Consider the following 14,868-nt stretch of genomic DNA (forward strand, 5'->3'; position numbering starts at 1 on the left):
TCAGTGCGTAACGGCTGGCGCGCTCGGCGCTGTTGTCGTTCGGTTTGAAGCCAGTACGGCGTTTGCGGTCAGGATTATCTCGTTGCTTACGGTTACACCTGCTGCAGGCGCCTGAGCCGCGAGCGCCATCGTATTCAACACACGGGATTTCATCATTTGTGGCGCGGGAACCGCTGCATCACCTTCCGTGAAGATAAGCCGGTTCAGCGTATAATGCGCCTCAGGATACACACTGTTCAAGCGCGCAGTTTCAGCCTGCACATCGCGATAGAGCTTCTCACGCAGACTCATGCGCGCCTTTTGCATTTCCTCAAGCCCCGGGCGAAACTCGATGGCATTGATGCTGAAGCTCGTGCCGGGCTTACTTAAGTTTTTGGCATTGTCATAAAGATTGGTCAGACTCGATTCAGGAATGCGCGCCTCGGCTTCCACAAACAGCTTTTCAAGTCCTGAACTGTCCTGAGAGCGGTTAAAGGTTGTCACATGCCACTCACCTGCCGCGATTTTCTGCAATCCGTTCATGATGTCACCGCGCACTTTGACGAGATTGGCATTAGACAGCGTGGCGTTAATATCAACCGTTACCAGTGCGGTTCCCGTGCTGACCCACTGCCGTGCCGTCATTGATACCGCGACCTTGTCGAGAGGAGCTGCATTGTGAGAGGCCAGAACGAGGGGGGAAATCAAGAGAAGTGAAAAAAAGCTCAGTGGACGTTTCATGAAAACTCCAATCGGAAATAATTTATTCATCTTTCCACAGTCTTTGGCAAATATCCACCCATACCATTGATTTGCTCAACGAATACGACTATAAAAGGGTCTGTATGCTGCGGCTGTTCCTGACTGGAGCACTCGTAAAACCCTTTCTTAAAAGAGGAACCGTTCGGATGATGACTGCGGAACACGTCGTACCCCATGCGGCACACACTGCCACTGAAGATGATTTTCTGGATTACGCCCTGAGTCACGGGTTTGGTGATCTGCATTTCAGGGTCGACCCCAAAACCGGCATGAAAGCCATCATCGCCCTGCACAGCACAAAGCTTGGACCGGCGCTTGGCGGGTGTCGTTTTATCGAATATCCCGACACCGCACATGCCCTGCAGGATGCCATGCGACTTGCCCGCGGCATGAGCTACAAGGCCGCTTCCGTTAACCTGCCACTTGGCGGCGGAAAGTCTGTCATTATCAAACCCCGGGGTTCCTTTGACCGCGAAGCGCTTTTCCATGCGTTTGGCGAATTTGTCAACGATATCGGCGGTCGATACATTACCGCGCTCGACAGCGGCACCGAACTCACCGACATGGAAATCATCGCTGAGCACACCCCTTATGTCGCCAGCCTCGCGCGTCTGAAAGGCGACCCGTCTCCATGGACGGCTCAAGGTGTATTTCGCGGCATTCAAGCCGCTGTTGCCTTCAAGCTTGGAAAAAATCAGCTGAACGGGCTGCATATCGCCATTCAGGGGCTTGGGCATGTTGGCTATAACCTTGCCCGCTCTTTGCATGAAGCCGGCGTAAAACTGACGGTTGCTGATGTTGTACCGGCACAGGTTGAGCGCGCTGTGCGCGAATTTGGCGCCGAATCCGTCTCAACGGCTGATATCCATAAAGTGCGGGCAGATGTGTTTGCGCCCTGTGCACTGGGCGCCATTCTGAACGAGCAGACGATTCCTGAACTCCAGACCTCCATCATCGCTGGCGGCGCTAACAACCAGCTTGCCCACAGCTGGCACGGAAAACTGCTTGCAGACCGTGGCATTCTCTATGCACCGGACTATGTGATTAATGCCGGGGGGCTTATTTTTGCTGCGAGCCAGTATCTGCACACGCCCCAGAAGGAAGCCGAAGACCAGCTTAACCACATTGGCACCACGCTTCAGGAAATTTTTGAACGCGCCAATCGCGAACAGCGCACGACCAGCGAGATAGCCGACACCCTTGCTCAGGAAAAGATAGCCGGATGAAACACCTTGCCATGACGCCCGAGCTTTACCGCTATCTGCTGGATGTTTCCCTCAAGGAAACTGACACGCAGCGGGCGCTGCGTGAGGAAACGGCGAAACTTCCGCTGGCAAACATGCAGGTGTCCCCCGAGCAGGCGCAGTTCATGCAGATGCTTCTGCGCATTATTGGTGCGAAGAAAGTGCTCGAGCTCGGCACATTTACCGGCTACAGCGCGCTGTCCATGGCGCTGGCGCTGCCTCCCGATGGCGAGCTTATCACCTGTGACATTAATCCCGAATGGACGGTCATTGCTGAGCCTTTCTGGAAGCAATCCGAAGCTCGCGACAAAATTTCACTGCGCTTAGGGCCTGGCCTCAAAACGCTGCAGTCGCTCATGGATGAAGGGCATGCCGGTACCTTTGATTTTATCTTTATTGATGCCGACAAAACCAATTACATCCCTTATTACGAGTTTGCACTGCAATTGCTGTCCCCCATCGGGATTATTGCAATCGATAACGTTTTCTGGGACGGCGCGGTCATTGATGATGCGGACAATTCCCCGCAAACGCGCGAAATTCGACGCATTAACGAACGCCTGCGCACTGACACACGTGTGTACACAAGCCTTTTACCCATTGCTGATGGACTCTTTCTCGTAAAACCCAAAATTTGATACAAGGAGTGTAAACAATGCAACCGAATGATAATCCGTGTGGACTGGATGGTTTCGCGTTTCTTGAATTTTCGGGCCCTGACCGCGCTCACCTTGACCGCCAGTTTCAGGAAATGGGATTTACCGAAACAGCGCGCCATAAAACGCGCGATATTTCGGTCTGGAGCCAGGGGCATATCCGTTTTATCGTTAATAATGAAAAAATCGGTCAGGCACATAAACATGCGAACCTTCACGGCAGCGGCACATGCGCCATGGGGTTTCGCGTCAAAGATGCCAAAGCCGCACACGCCCATGCACTGGCAAATGGAGCCGTAGACTTTTACAGCGGTGCACACGGTCTTTACGCCATTGAGGCGATTGGCGGCAGTGTGATTTATTTTGCCGAAGGCGATGCGCTCCCCTTCGCCGGCGAATGGAACAGCATGGCAAAAGCACCCGTCAGCAATGACTGTGGTCTGCAATACATTGACCACCTTACCCACAACGTGTTTCGTGGCAACATGGACAAGTGGGCAGGCTTTTACGAAAAACTCTTTAACTTTCGCGAAATCCGCTTTTTCAACATCCGCGGACAGATGACCGGACTCTTAAGCCGTGCCATGGCAAGCCCCTGTGGCACCATCAAAATTCCCCTTAATGAATCCAAGGACGATCAGTCACAGATTGAAGAGTTTCTGCACGAATACCACGGCGAGGGCATTCAACACATCGCACTTACCACAGAGAATATCTACCACTCGGTGCAATCGCTGCGTAACAATAACGTGCGTTTCCTCGATGTACCGGACACGTATTACGAAATGCTCGAAACACGCATTCCCTGGCACCGGGAACCCCTTGACGCACTGGCTGCGGGCAAAATTCTCATGGACGGTGAAAAGACGGAAGAAGCGGGGCTTTTGCTGCAGATTTTCACGGAAAACCTCTTTGGGCCGGTGTTTTTTGAAATCATTCAGCGCAAGGGCAATCAGGGCTTTGGCGAGGGTAATTTTCAGGCGCTTTTTGAAGCCATCGAGCGCGACCAGGTTCGCCGGGGCACCCTCAAACCTTCATCCAAAGAGCATACCGCATGAAATTCGCGACTCTGAAATCCTCCGACTCTCGTGATGGCCTTTTATGCGTGGTGAGCCGTGATCTGCAACGTGCGGTCATCGTCGCTGATATCGCCCCGACACTGCAACAGGCGCTCGAGCAGTGGCGCGAAGTCGAACCGGCACTTCTGGTCATCTACGATGCACTGAACCGTAACGCTCGCAAAGACGCATTCGCGTTTGACCCGCAAAAAGCGGCTTCTCCGCTGCCACGTGCCTATCAGTGGGCAGATGGCAGCGCCTATGTGAACCATGTCGAGCTGGTGCGCAAAGCACGCGGTGCCGAGATGCCGGCAAGCTTTTGGACTGACCCCCTCATGTATCAGGGGGGGTCTGACACGTTTCTTGGCCCCTGCGATCCGATTATGGTGGCGGATGAAGCGTATGGGATAGATTTTGAAGCGGAAGTCGCGGTGATTACCGATGACGTGCCGATGGGCGTGCGCGCAGAAGATGCGTTCGCACACATTCGCCTCTTTATGCTGGTGAATGATGTGTCGCTTCGCAATCTTATTCCGGCAGAGCTCGCCAAGGGCTTTGGGTTTTTTCACTCAAAGCCCTCAAGCAGCTTCTCACCGGTTGCCATCACGCCCGATGAACTCGGCGCACACCTTGAAAATGCCCGCGTACACCTTCCACTTAAGAGCTTCATTAATGGAAAATGTTTTGGGGAACCGAATGCCGGCGTGGACATGACCTTCTCGTTTGCTGACTTGATTGCACATGCGGCACACACCCGTGCCCTGTGTGCGGGAACCATCATCGGCTCAGGCACGGTTTCAAACTACGACCGCACTAAAGGCTCCTCCTGTATCGCTGAAAAGCGCATGCTGGAACTCCTGGAGAGCGGCAAGAGCGAAACCCCGTGGCTGCACTTTGGTGACCGTGTGCGCATTGAAATGTGTGACAGTGAGGGCCAGAGTCTTTTTGGCGCCATCGACCAGGCGGTGGAGCCTTTCGTATCATGACCTTCACCCTCTATGACTATTACCGTTCAACCGCCTGTTACCGGGTGCGTATCGCGCTGAATCTGAAGGGTCTCCCTTATGAAAAGCACGAGGTGCATCTTGTAAACAATGGCGGTGAACAGCATGGAGAGGACTATCGAGCGATCAATCCTCAGAGACTGGTGCCGACACTCCTCGAAAATGGTGCCCTTCTTACTCAGTCGCTGGCCATCATCGACTATCTTGATGAACGGTTCAAGTCACCGCCTCTGCTTCCTGAAAATGTCCTTGAGCGCGCACACGTACGCGCCCTTGCGCTAAGCATTGCCTGCGATATTCACCCGCTCAATAACCTGCGTGCCATCAAAAGGCTTCGTGCACAGTTTGGGGCGGATGATGCGTCAGTACAGGAATGGTATCACCACTGGCTGAAAGAGGGATTTGATGCGCTTGAGCAACAGCTCTCACGCCTGCCGCGCACAGAGCATGTGTGCCATGGCGACAGGATAACGCTTGCTGATATTTGCCTCGTACCACAGGTCTATAACGCCATGCGGTTTAATTTTCCCATGGAAAACTATCCGCTCATTCAGGCCATCAACGACTATTGCCTGCAGCAGCCGGCATTTTACACGGCACAACCTGAGCCGACTGGGCGTGTCCCCATTTCATGAGACATGCCCTATAGGTGATGGTAAAATCCAAGCGCCATCAGATGCAGCCCCACAAGGGCGATAATCGCAACGGTGGCATAGTAACCAGGACCCGACATGGCTTTCGTTGTACAGTCAAGCGCCTTTTCCGGGAATGCCAGCCACCAGGCGGACTTAAGGGTTATAAACCATCCCAGAAGTGTAATTAACGCCATGGGCGACCATACCCAATGGGTATGCAATGCTACAATCGTAAGTCCAATAAGAAGACCTATCGATGCAGTAAGCACAATAACACCACTGTCTGCCTTAACTTTACCCCAGAGGCCGCGGTAGTAATCCGCGCGCGTAACCAGAATAATGGCCATGATAACGAGATAAAGCCCGGAAACCTGCGCTATCAGCGCGGTATGTAAAAGCGGCATTTCCATAATGAACTCCTTGTTGAGATGCCCTTTCTCTTAGTATAGCTCGCTACAGCGACAGCATCTAAAACCAGACGCGATCGATAATGGCATCCTTCGCCACACCCCCCTCGATGCGCAGGATTTTCCACGGCTTGCCACAACGCTGAATGTGGCGTGCAAGAAACACATTGCCACCACAGTGGTAGCCAAGAGGCGAACCTTCATGCGTGATGGCCGTCTCAAAAGCGATACAATGCTCGCCACCGTCAAGCTCAACCGCCCAGGGCAAGGCGGTAGACGCATCAAGCGGCTTCTGTCCGCTTTGCGCGGGCGCACTTGTGAGCATAATATCGATGGCCGCGCCATTCCAGGGGCTGGCCGGGCAAACCGCGTGCAGCCGGTCTTTGGTGGGTTTGATGAAACAGGGGTCAAACGTGCCTTGTGCCGTTACGCATCGATAAGCATCCTCCCGCACAAGACGCATCGACTGTGTTACGCACTCCCCGGGCAGGGTTTTCTGCACCAGAGGGTCCTGCTGCAAAACGCCTCCCCCAAACGGACGATAAAGCATTAAATCGGTATCAGCGGCAAAGGCCACCCCCACACTCAGAAGGAAAACACCCCAAAAACATCGCATGCTGTTGCCTCGGTTTTTTTGGTGTATCATGCACGCATACGTTAAACCGGGTAAAGTCTTTTTGAAGGAAAATCCCGCAGATTTTTGGAGTGCGCATGAATACTGTTTACACTGTCCAGCAATGCCTTGAGGGGCATGTTCCCGTTGATACGGAAGTCACTGTACGTGGCTGGGTAAAAACACGCCGGGACTCCAAAGCGGGTCTGTCTTTCATCAACCTCCATGACGGGTCCTGTTTCGCGCCGATTCAGGTGGTCGCCAGTAACACCCTGCCCAATTATCACGATGATATCCAAAAACTCACAACCGGTTGTTCCCTGATTGCGGTAGGTCAGCTGGTCGCCTCCCAGGGCAAAGGGCAAACGTTTGAAATCCAGGCATCCGCCATTACCCCGGTGGGATTCGTTGAAAACCCGGACACCTACCCGATTCAGGCCAAACGCCACACCATGGAATATCTGCGTGAAGTCGCACACCTGCGCCCGCGCACCAATACCCTTGGCGCAGTCGCGCGGATACGTCACTGTGTAAGCCAGGCCATACACCGGTATTTTCACAGCGAGGGATTCTACTGGGTGCACACGCCCATCATTACAGCGAGCGACTGCGAGGGTGCCGGTGAACTGTTCAGGGTCAGCACCCTTGACATGCTTAACCCGCCGCGCACCCAGACTGGCGGCATCGACTTCGACAAGGACTTTTTCGGCTGCGAAACGTTTCTAACGGTTTCAGGTCAGCTGAACGTGGAAGCCTACTGCCTCGCACTCTCCAAAGTCTACACCTTTGGGCCCGCGTTTCGTGCGGAAAACTCCAACACCAGCCGCCATCTTGCTGAATTTTGGATGGTAGAGCCGGAAGTCGCCTTTGCTGACCTTGCAGAGCTCTGCACCTTAAGCCAGTCCCTGCTGAAAACACTCTGTAAAAGCGTGCTGGATGAGCGCATGGATGACATGCAGTTTTTCAACGAACACATCTCTCCCGGCATTATTGAACGCGTTGAACACATCGTTACCAGCGACTTTGAAATCATGACCTATACCGATGCAGTGAAAGCCCTCATTGACAGCGGCAAACGCTTTGAGTATCCGGTCAGCTGGGGACTTGATTTACAATCCGAGCATGAGCGCTATCTTGCTGAAGAATTGTGCAAAAAGCCCGTGATTCTTATTAATTATCCGAAAGACATTAAAAGCTTTTACATGCGCCTGAATGACGATGGCAAAACCGTTGCCGCCATGGACGTGCTGGCACCAGGTATTGGTGAAATCATCGGTGGCAGCGAGCGTGAAGACCGCCTCGAAGTGCTGGATGCGCGCATGCAGCAGAGCGGGCTGAATCCCGAGCGGTATCAGTGGTACCGCGATTTACGGCGCTATGGCTCTGTGCCGCATGGCGGATTTGGCCTGGGGCTTGACCGTTTTATCAGCTACGTGACCGGTGTTGGTAATATCCGCGATGTCATCCCCTTCCCACGTACACCGGGGCATGCGGAATATTAAACGTATAAGGCCTTGCTTCAAAACCACAAAAATGCGAATCTGAAGTCTGGAGAACCTAACTCATAGTGGACATGGCGTGAGCAAAAGGATACTTGTTTTTGTAACCACCTGCATGTTTGCTTGCGCCACGTGGGCGGAATCAGCACCCGCCCTGCCACCGGACACACTCTCATCCTCTCCGCTGCAGGCTTTGCCTGCCAGTGATCCTGATGCAGTTTTCGCTGACGTCAAAGCGCTTCGCAATGCAGGAAAACTGACCGAAGCCCGGGCCATGGCAGCAGAGTATCTCACCTCACACCCCGATGACGTCGATGTCAGGCTGTTACTGGGTCTTATCAACCTGCAGCTTCAGGAATACGACCTTGCCGCGAACAATCTCTCCCGCGTATTGAACAGTACGCCCCGTTACACCGATGCACGTGCGGGTTTGATACTGACACGGCTGGCGCAGAAAAGAATGGACGAAGCGCGAACACTGTTGCTTGCAGGTCTTCAATTAAGCCCCGATGATACCGTTCTTCTCGGCCTTGCAAAACGATTCCCCGAACTCGAATCCCCACCCCCTGCAGAAGTTAAAAGAATTTCCGTCCTGCCTGTCTTGAATTTTCCTGAAAATGCCACGGCAAAGCCCGTGCCGGATTATCAGAAAGAAACCCTTGAAAAGCTGCAGGCCCTTCGCCATGAAGGACGTCTCAAAGAAGCGAAAACGCTGGCAACAACGTATCTCAAGGCACACCCCAAAGACCCTGATATCACGCTGATTCTTGGCCTGTTATATTTACAGACAGGTGAACCCGTGAAAGCGCGCATGTGCTTTGAGACCGTGTTATCAGAAGTACCGGATTATGTCGATGCACGCGCAGGTCTTGCCAAATCGCTGATGGCACAAAAGCAGTATAAAGCGGCCACGGAAACCATCGATGAGGGCTTGCATAAATCTCCTGGCGACATGAAGCTCCTTGACATTAAAAAGCAACTCTACGCGATTATGCATGCGCCCCGACAACGCATGCCAAATCCCGTGGTTTTAAGCCCGAAAGCACAAAAACTGGCGAACGCCGCTGCTCTTTTAAAGTCTGGGAACATTACGACGGCAGAGCAGATGTTAAAGCCCATGCTGGCAGCCTCCCCTGATGATGCTGAGGTTCGTGTAGCACTCGCCAACTGCTATCTTGAGCGCCATCAAGACCTGAAGGCCTCACTCTTAATTCGCGCGGGCCTCAGGCGTACGCCAGAAAGCATCCTGCTGCGTATGAAAGCCGGGGACATTTTCTTTATCATGCGCCAGTATGCACTTGCTGCAAAAGCCTTTCTCGCGGTACTGGCCAAAGAGCCTTCAAACAAGGAAGCGCGAGCAAAACTTGACGAGGTGAATTCCATCAGCCCGCGCTATGCTTATGGCATAAACGAAGTCGGCATTTCTTCAGACAACGCCTATGTCAGCGATTTACGCACCAACTGGGATTACTCCAGTGCATTTATCCGCCGCGATACCGTCCTTGGTCCAGCAACGCTTCGTGTCAACTATGCGTCCAGACTGCAAACTAAAGCTCCGCAATATGAAATTGATTTTTCACCGCGCTATAACCGTAATATCTATGTCGACCTCATCGGCGCATGGTCTGACCAGCCGGTTCTTTTTCCCAACTGGCTCGGTGGTGCTGAGGGTTATGCCAACATTCCAGGTTTTCTGGAAGTTTCTGCCGGCGGTCGCTATGCAAAAATTGCCGAAACCTGGCTGAGTACCTGGACTGGCTCGCTCAACAGCTACCCCGGAAGTTACTGGCTCAGCTTCAGACCTTATTACTTTCTGCCTAAAAACAATCAGGAAGACTCCGTGTTGTACACCGCAACCGCAAGGCGTTATTTCACAACCGATGACCATTACATCGGCATTAATGCCGGCACAGGAAGAAGCCCCGATCTGGCTGATTTACTGACCGTGAATTTCATCGTTATCAAAAATAATTTTGTCAATCTGCAGTATACTTTTCCCATCGCGAGACACCATATTCTGGTCGACTTACGCGCTGGCTATCAAAACTGGGTGTACCCCTCCGGCCTGAACCGCAATCTCTACGATGGCAATGCCGGGTTTCGCTACCGGTTCGAGAATGCGTAATGGACAGAATACTGGAGATTGTTAAGTTCTTTGCCATTTTACAGCTGATACTGATAGCAATGATGGTGCTGCTCATGTATCTCACCCGCGGATGGATGAAGTACCGTGAAAAGCAAATTCCTAAAAAAAGACTGCTGCTCAAAACCATTTTAGACATCCACTTGAATGAGCAGCAGCCACTCACGCCCAAAGCCACTAAAGTTTTAAAAAAATCGCTGCCGTTAACCATTGATATTCTCAACACCTGGAATCAGGCGGATAATTACGAACAGCAGCGTATTCAATCTGTGTCTTTGCAATTGCAAAATAAAGTACTGTTGCCCGCTGCTCGTGGTTACGCGCGCTCTCGCAACTGGCTTAAACGCTTTTTAGCCATACAAAGCTACAGTTTTGGATTTGAGGACCAGGATGAAACCAGGCTGCTGCGCCTGCTCCAGGACCCCACTATGCTGGTTTCCATCAATGCCGCGATGGTCGGTACAAAAGCCGGCAGTGACGCCATGGTGAATGCCATGCTGACTTTCTTCTCGAAAGTAAGGCGTTTGCAGCAGTCCGTTTTTGCCGATATCGTTGCCCGCTCTAATCGCGAGATTGCGCCGATTATCGTTCGAAGGCTCGAGACTGAAAGCGATATCTGGACACGGGTGTTTTGCTACCGACTGCTTGCACGCCTGCCTGCCTGCACACTTGAACCGCCCCTGCAAATCGACTTTGAGACAGGTAATACGGATTTAAAAATCGCGGTGCTGCACTTCATCAAACATCACATGGAAGCGGATAACAGCGCAATTGTGTTTAAGGCCTGTGAAAGCTCACAATGGGAGGTACGTGCCAGCGGTGCACAGATTGCAGGGTTTATTCCAGGAGAAAAAAGCCTGCACTTTCTCACGCAATTAATTACCGACTCAAACTGGTGGGTTCGAATCAATGCCGCCCGCGCCCTTGCGGGACTCGGTCAGCCGGGGATAACCGTTTTAAAACACCAGTCGCCAGAAAAAGACCGATTTGCGTTTGAAACCGCTGAAACCATTCTCAAAACACTGGATACCCTATGATAGTGACGTTTCTCTATGCGTTTTCAATCTTCAGCGTTACCTATTTTGCCCTGCTTGGGGCATGGTATACCACGCTGCTGCTCGCCTCTTTTCCAGAAGTGTTAAAAAAATTCAGGGAAACCACATATGGCAATATCGAGCACCTCATCGATGTGCAGTCCTTAATTCCCATCACCATCGTCACGCCGGCATTCAACGAAGAAAAGCGCATTCTGAACATGGTCAACAGTATTCTGCAGAGCCATTATAAAAACGTACACATGATTATTGTGAGCGACGGCTCTACAGACGGCACTATCGCCCTTCTTGACCGGGAATTCCATCTCGAGGAAGTGCCTGTTATCATCCGCGAAACCATCCCGACCGAAAAAATACGACACTGTTATGTGTCAAAGCGAAACAGCAACCTGATGGTGCTGGATAAAGAACACTCACCGTGGCATTGTGCAGCCGATTCAGTCAATGCCGGATTTAACGCCTGCCAGACTCCGGTCATGCTGACCATCGATGCAGATACTGTTCTCGAGCCGGAAGCGCTTTCACGCATGATGTTTACGTTTCTTACAAAATCACATTGCGTAGCCGTCAGTGGTTCAGTATATGTTTTAAACGACAACATTGTTGAGAATGGCAAGCTTTTAACCAGCGTACTTCCTGAGCATTTTATCTCAGCGGTTCAGGGTGTTGAGTATCTACGCTCGTTCCTTTATGGGCGCGCGGGACTCAACGTCTTTGGCGGTGCGATGTGTTATCCGGGTGCCTTTACCCTGTTTGAGACGGAATGCCTGCGCGATGTTGGAGGATATGATACGCAAAACTTTTCTTATGATGCTGAAATTATTACCAAAATTCATCATTATATGCGAAAGAATAAATTTCCGCATACCCTCAATCACTCGCCAAACGCGTTTTCATGGACTGAGGTGCCCTCAACCCTTAAAAGCTTCTGGAACCAGCGTGACAAATGGCAGCGCGGCATGTGGCGCAGTGTCATGCGCCATATCGGCATGTTTTTTAACCCGCGTTACGGCATTGTCGGCATGATTACGTTCCCCGCCTATATCTTTTTTGAAGTCCTGGGCCCCGTTATCGAGTGCCTGACCTTTATCACCCTGGTAATCGCCTGGATACTTGGTGATATTAACGTGACCGTTCTTCTTTGGTTTCTGTTCCTGGCATGGGGCTACATTACACTGGTATCAGTGGCGATGGTATTTTTAAACCTGATAAGTTTTAACCGTTATCGCCGCTGGACTGACACGTTTCGCGTCATAGGGCTTGTCTTTGCAGAAATGTTTGGGTTTCGCCAGTTTCGCGCTGTCTGCTGCACCGTTGCGACAGTGAAGTATATGTTTAATCGCGCGCGCTCAAAGCCTCTCTGAGAATCGCCTGAAAAAGCATGCGATGAGGCATGAAAAAGACCGTCAGCAGACGGTAATACCCGCTGCTGAATCAGGTCAGTCCGGCTTTTACTGCGTCAATGGTGTCACGAATGGTGTCTTCAAGTGTCCAGTGCAGGCGATAGGCAATGAGGGATTTTAGTTTTTCTAGATTGGGCCTGCGGTTTTCCATGTCCATGTACTCCTTGCCATAGACTTCTTCATACGACTGAAAGCTGAGGCTCGACTCCGATTGCGCCATCTTTTTAACCCGTTCTGCCAGCTGCAGGATGGAGATGCAATTATCGCTGCCTACGTTAACAATTTCTCCCGATGCCTGCTCGCAGAACATGACCTGATGTAAAAGATTGGCCATGTCGCGCACATCACAAAATGCACGGGTCTGCTCGCCATTGGAAAATATGGTTATGGGGTCGCCATTGACCGCCTGACGCACAAAGCGCGGCAGCACCATGCCATACCGAGCAGTCTGACGGGGGCCGACCGTGTTAAAAATCCGCACGACTTTTACGGGGACTTTTTCTTCCTTATACCACGCCTCAGCCGTTGCCTCATTACACAATTTGCTGACCGCATAACTGGCATGCGCACGGTTCATGTCCGCAACACTGACACTATCGGATTCTTTCATGGGATCGCTGCGCGAGCCGTACACTTCCGAACTGGAGGCAATAAGTACTGGCGGCCTGATACGCAGTTTAGCCACTTCTTCAAGCAGGGTATCGGCAATTCTAACATTGGCGCGCAGTGTGGCAATGGGATTTTCAAGCACGTTAAACATGCCGACAACGGCCGCGAGATTAAATACGGCCTCCGCCTCTTCAAGTACGCCCGGCAATCCGTCCCAGGAGACAATATCCACTTCATGAAACTCCACCTTCTCAGCGGGGTGGTGCTCAATATTGGCTTTTTTTCCAGTGCTCAGGTTATCAAGCACAATGACCTTTTTGCCATGTTTCACATAAAAGTCCACAAGATGCGAGCCAATAAAACCCGCTCCTCCTGCAATAACTATCGCCATGATGCCTCCTTAAAGGCTCCAGTACTCAAGTGATGGAAATGCCCTCGATGCGTCCGAAAACATGGATGGAATATCCATAAAAAGCATGGGCGTGTTCAGTTTTTTAAGAAACGTCTCAAGGCCTTTTTCCTTATAGAATTGGTGTCCGGTAACGAGTACGGCAAGCGTTAAATCCTGCATGTCGTCGAAGGATTTAAGGGTAATGCCATAACGTTCTTCCATGAGGGTCGTATCTGCAAGCGGGTCATGAACATCAACATGAAGATGGGTCAATTTCAGTTCTTTGATAAATTTCAAGGCCAGACTGTTGCGAACATCCGGGGTATCCGGTTTATAAGTCACTCCAAATACGCCAATGCGGCATTTAGAGATGGGCAGCTCATGGCGCCTTAAGCAGCGCAGCAGCTCATCGAGCACAAAGCGCGTCATGTTGTCATTGACCTTGCGCGCGGTCACGATTAAATCATGAGGAACCCCGAGGCGCTTGGCGTTAAAGGCAAGATAGAGCGGGTCAACCGCGATACAGTGTCCCCCCACAAAACCTGGCGTAAAATGTACAAAGCTCCACTTGGATTTTGCCGCTTCGATAATTTCATGCACATCAAGGTGCAGGGCATGCATGATTTGTGAAAACTCGTTCATCATGGCAATGTTGATATCGCGCTGGGTGTTCTCAAGAATCTTAACGGCTTCCGCAGTTTTAATATTGGATACAGGATAGAGCGTATCGCAGCAGACCTGGTACACCTCCTTCACAATTTCCAATGTATGCGCGTCACCGGCCGAGACAACTTTGGGCACTGATTTAAGCGTATGCACCGTATCGCCAGGATTAATGCGCTCAGGCGAATACCCAAGCCCGAAATCCACGCCGCACGACAGCCCGCTGATAGACTCAAGCAGAGGAAGTGCCACCTCTTCCGTGACCCCTGGATAAACGGTGGACTCATAAACGACAATATCGCCGCGCTTCAATACACTCGCAAGCTGCCGTGTCGCCTTGATTAAAGGCTCCAAATCCGGCATTTCGTAATACCACGCGGGCGTTGAAACGGTAACGATGTAAAAATCTGCATCGCGGATGTCTTCAAGTGACGTCGTATAGGCAACCCTTGCTTCAGCAAGGGATTCACGGCTTTCAAGGCCATTGGCATCCATGCCTTCCTTGAGCGCCTTAATTCTTGGTTCTGAGATATCGTATCCAGTGACCTTAAGCTCTCGACTAAGCGCTACTGCAAGCCCAAGCCCCACATACCCCAATCCAACGACTGCGACATGTCTCATATGCTCTCCATGGCACGTGAAGCGCTTCCCTTGTCCTCAAAGGCAGTATAGCACAGGATGTGGTGCGCAGGATTGCATACAAAGCAACAACGGGTGGAGCGGATTTTCACCTAATTTTTCCTTAAG

At 51.6% G+C, this 14,868-nt stretch carries 14 protein-coding genes; 9 read left to right on the forward strand and 5 right to left on the reverse strand.

What is annotated here, in order from left to right:
• On the reverse strand, positions 1-720 hold the full coding sequence (locus E4T54_RS02350) for a hypothetical protein (protein WP_051551022.1): 720 nt from the start codon (positions 718-720) through the stop codon (positions 1-3).
• Between the two features lie 170 nt (positions 721-890).
• Here E4T54_RS02350 and E4T54_RS02355 point away from each other — a divergent pair, with 170 nt between their 5' ends.
• From E4T54_RS02355 to maiA, 5 genes are read left to right on the forward strand one after another with little or no spacing between them, the layout of a single operon-like run.
• Complete coding sequence (locus tag E4T54_RS02355; RefSeq protein WP_115152870.1) at positions 891-1,967, forward strand: Leu/Phe/Val dehydrogenase; 1,077 nt, start codon at positions 891-893, stop codon at positions 1,965-1,967.
• Positions 1,964-2,623: a class I SAM-dependent methyltransferase gene (locus E4T54_RS02360; protein WP_028387055.1), complete on the forward strand. Its 660-nt coding sequence runs from the start codon at positions 1,964-1,966 to the stop codon at positions 2,621-2,623. The genes E4T54_RS02355 and E4T54_RS02360 overlap by 4 nt, the downstream gene beginning before the upstream one ends.
• Positions 2,624-2,640: 17 nt before the next feature.
• Positions 2,641-3,699: a 4-hydroxyphenylpyruvate dioxygenase gene (gene hppD, locus E4T54_RS02365; RefSeq protein WP_028387054.1), complete on the forward strand. Its 1,059-nt coding sequence runs from the start codon at positions 2,641-2,643 to the stop codon at positions 3,697-3,699.
• Positions 3,696-4,685, forward strand: coding sequence for a fumarylacetoacetate hydrolase family protein (locus E4T54_RS02370; protein ID WP_028387053.1), 990 nt, complete (start codon positions 3,696-3,698; stop codon positions 4,683-4,685). Before hppD ends, E4T54_RS02370 begins: the two co-directional genes overlap by 4 nt.
• Positions 4,682-5,338: a maleylacetoacetate isomerase gene (gene maiA / locus E4T54_RS02375; RefSeq protein WP_028387052.1), complete on the forward strand. Its 657-nt coding sequence runs from the start codon at positions 4,682-4,684 to the stop codon at positions 5,336-5,338. Before E4T54_RS02370 ends, maiA begins: the two co-directional genes overlap by 4 nt.
• Before the next feature lie 8 nt (positions 5,339-5,346).
• On the opposite strand, the gene E4T54_RS02380 is transcribed toward maiA, so the two are convergent.
• Positions 5,347-5,748, reverse strand: a complete 402-nt coding sequence (locus E4T54_RS02380) for a hypothetical protein (protein WP_028387051.1) — start codon at positions 5,746-5,748, stop codon at positions 5,347-5,349.
• Positions 5,749-5,806: 58 nt separating this feature from the next.
• The gene (locus E4T54_RS02385) at positions 5,807-6,361 is read right to left on the reverse strand and encodes a hypothetical protein (protein WP_051551006.1); all 555 of its coding nucleotides are present in this window, start codon (positions 6,359-6,361) and stop codon (positions 5,807-5,809) included.
• 95 nt (positions 6,362-6,456) lie between these two features.
• Between E4T54_RS02385 and asnS the strand changes: the two genes are divergently transcribed.
• The 4 genes from asnS (at position 6,457) to E4T54_RS02405 (ending at position 12,419) form a co-directional block, all read left to right on the forward strand.
• Complete coding sequence (gene asnS, locus E4T54_RS02390; RefSeq protein WP_028387050.1) at positions 6,457-7,860, forward strand: asparagine--tRNA ligase; 1,404 nt, start codon at positions 6,457-6,459, stop codon at positions 7,858-7,860.
• 76 nt (positions 7,861-7,936) lie between these two features.
• A complete protein-coding gene (locus E4T54_RS02395) occupies positions 7,937-9,982 on the forward strand; it encodes a tetratricopeptide repeat protein (RefSeq protein ID WP_131793710.1) in 2,046 nt (681 codons plus the stop codon).
• The gene (locus E4T54_RS02400; RefSeq protein ID WP_028387048.1) at positions 9,982-11,037 is read left to right on the forward strand and encodes a HEAT repeat domain-containing protein; all 1,056 of its coding nucleotides are present in this window, start codon (positions 9,982-9,984) and stop codon (positions 11,035-11,037) included. The genes E4T54_RS02395 and E4T54_RS02400 overlap by 1 nt, the downstream gene beginning before the upstream one ends.
• Positions 11,034-12,419 (forward strand): glycosyltransferase family 2 protein, encoded by a 1,386-nt coding sequence (locus tag E4T54_RS02405; protein ID WP_051551005.1) that lies wholly within the window; start codon positions 11,034-11,036, stop codon positions 12,417-12,419. The genes E4T54_RS02400 and E4T54_RS02405 overlap by 4 nt, the downstream gene beginning before the upstream one ends.
• Positions 12,420-12,489: 70 nt before the next feature.
• On the opposite strand, the gene E4T54_RS02410 is transcribed toward E4T54_RS02405, so the two are convergent.
• Positions 12,490-13,458: an NAD-dependent epimerase/dehydratase family protein gene (locus tag E4T54_RS02410; RefSeq protein ID WP_028387047.1), complete on the reverse strand. Its 969-nt coding sequence runs from the start codon at positions 13,456-13,458 to the stop codon at positions 12,490-12,492.
• A gap of 9 nt (positions 13,459-13,467) precedes the next feature.
• Entirely contained in the window at positions 13,468-14,742 is a 1,275-nt protein-coding gene (locus tag E4T54_RS02415) for a nucleotide sugar dehydrogenase (RefSeq protein ID WP_028387046.1), read from the reverse strand.
• Between the last annotated feature and the right edge of the window lie 126 nt (positions 14,743-14,868).

It is taken from the genome of Legionella geestiana, from assembly GCF_004571195.1.
Lineage (GTDB): Bacteria > Pseudomonadota > Gammaproteobacteria > Legionellales > Legionellaceae > Legionella_B > Legionella_B geestiana.

Excerpts from the sequence above, each read along its gene's own strand:
- E4T54_RS02350 (WP_051551022.1), bottom strand. The coding sequence starts at position 720 with ATGAAACGTCCACTGAGCTTTTTTTCACTTCTCTTGATTTCCCCCCTC.
- maiA (WP_028387052.1), top strand. The coding sequence starts at position 4,682 with ATGACCTTCACCCTCTATGACTATTACCGTTCAACCGCCTGTTACCGG.
- asnS (WP_028387050.1), top strand. The coding sequence starts at position 6,457 with ATGAATACTGTTTACACTGTCCAGCAATGCCTTGAGGGGCATGTTCCC.
- E4T54_RS02415 (WP_028387046.1), bottom strand. The coding sequence starts at position 14,742 with ATGAGACATGTCGCAGTCGTTGGATTGGGGTATGTGGGGCTTGGGCTT.
- E4T54_RS02355 (WP_115152870.1), top strand. The coding sequence starts at position 891 with ATGACTGCGGAACACGTCGTACCCCATGCGGCACACACTGCCACTGAA.
- E4T54_RS02380 (WP_028387051.1), bottom strand. The coding sequence starts at position 5,748 with ATGGAAATGCCGCTTTTACATACCGCGCTGATAGCGCAGGTTTCCGGG.
- E4T54_RS02410 (WP_028387047.1), bottom strand. The coding sequence starts at position 13,458 with ATGGCGATAGTTATTGCAGGAGGAGCGGGTTTTATTGGCTCGCATCTT.
- E4T54_RS02360 (WP_028387055.1), top strand. The coding sequence starts at position 1,964 with ATGAAACACCTTGCCATGACGCCCGAGCTTTACCGCTATCTGCTGGAT.
- E4T54_RS02385 (WP_051551006.1), bottom strand. The coding sequence starts at position 6,361 with ATGCGATGTTTTTGGGGTGTTTTCCTTCTGAGTGTGGGGGTGGCCTTT.
- E4T54_RS02370 (WP_028387053.1), top strand. The coding sequence starts at position 3,696 with ATGAAATTCGCGACTCTGAAATCCTCCGACTCTCGTGATGGCCTTTTA.
- E4T54_RS02405 (WP_051551005.1), top strand. The coding sequence starts at position 11,034 with ATGATAGTGACGTTTCTCTATGCGTTTTCAATCTTCAGCGTTACCTAT.
- E4T54_RS02400 (WP_028387048.1), top strand. The coding sequence starts at position 9,982 with ATGGACAGAATACTGGAGATTGTTAAGTTCTTTGCCATTTTACAGCTG.
- hppD (WP_028387054.1), top strand. The coding sequence starts at position 2,641 with ATGCAACCGAATGATAATCCGTGTGGACTGGATGGTTTCGCGTTTCTT.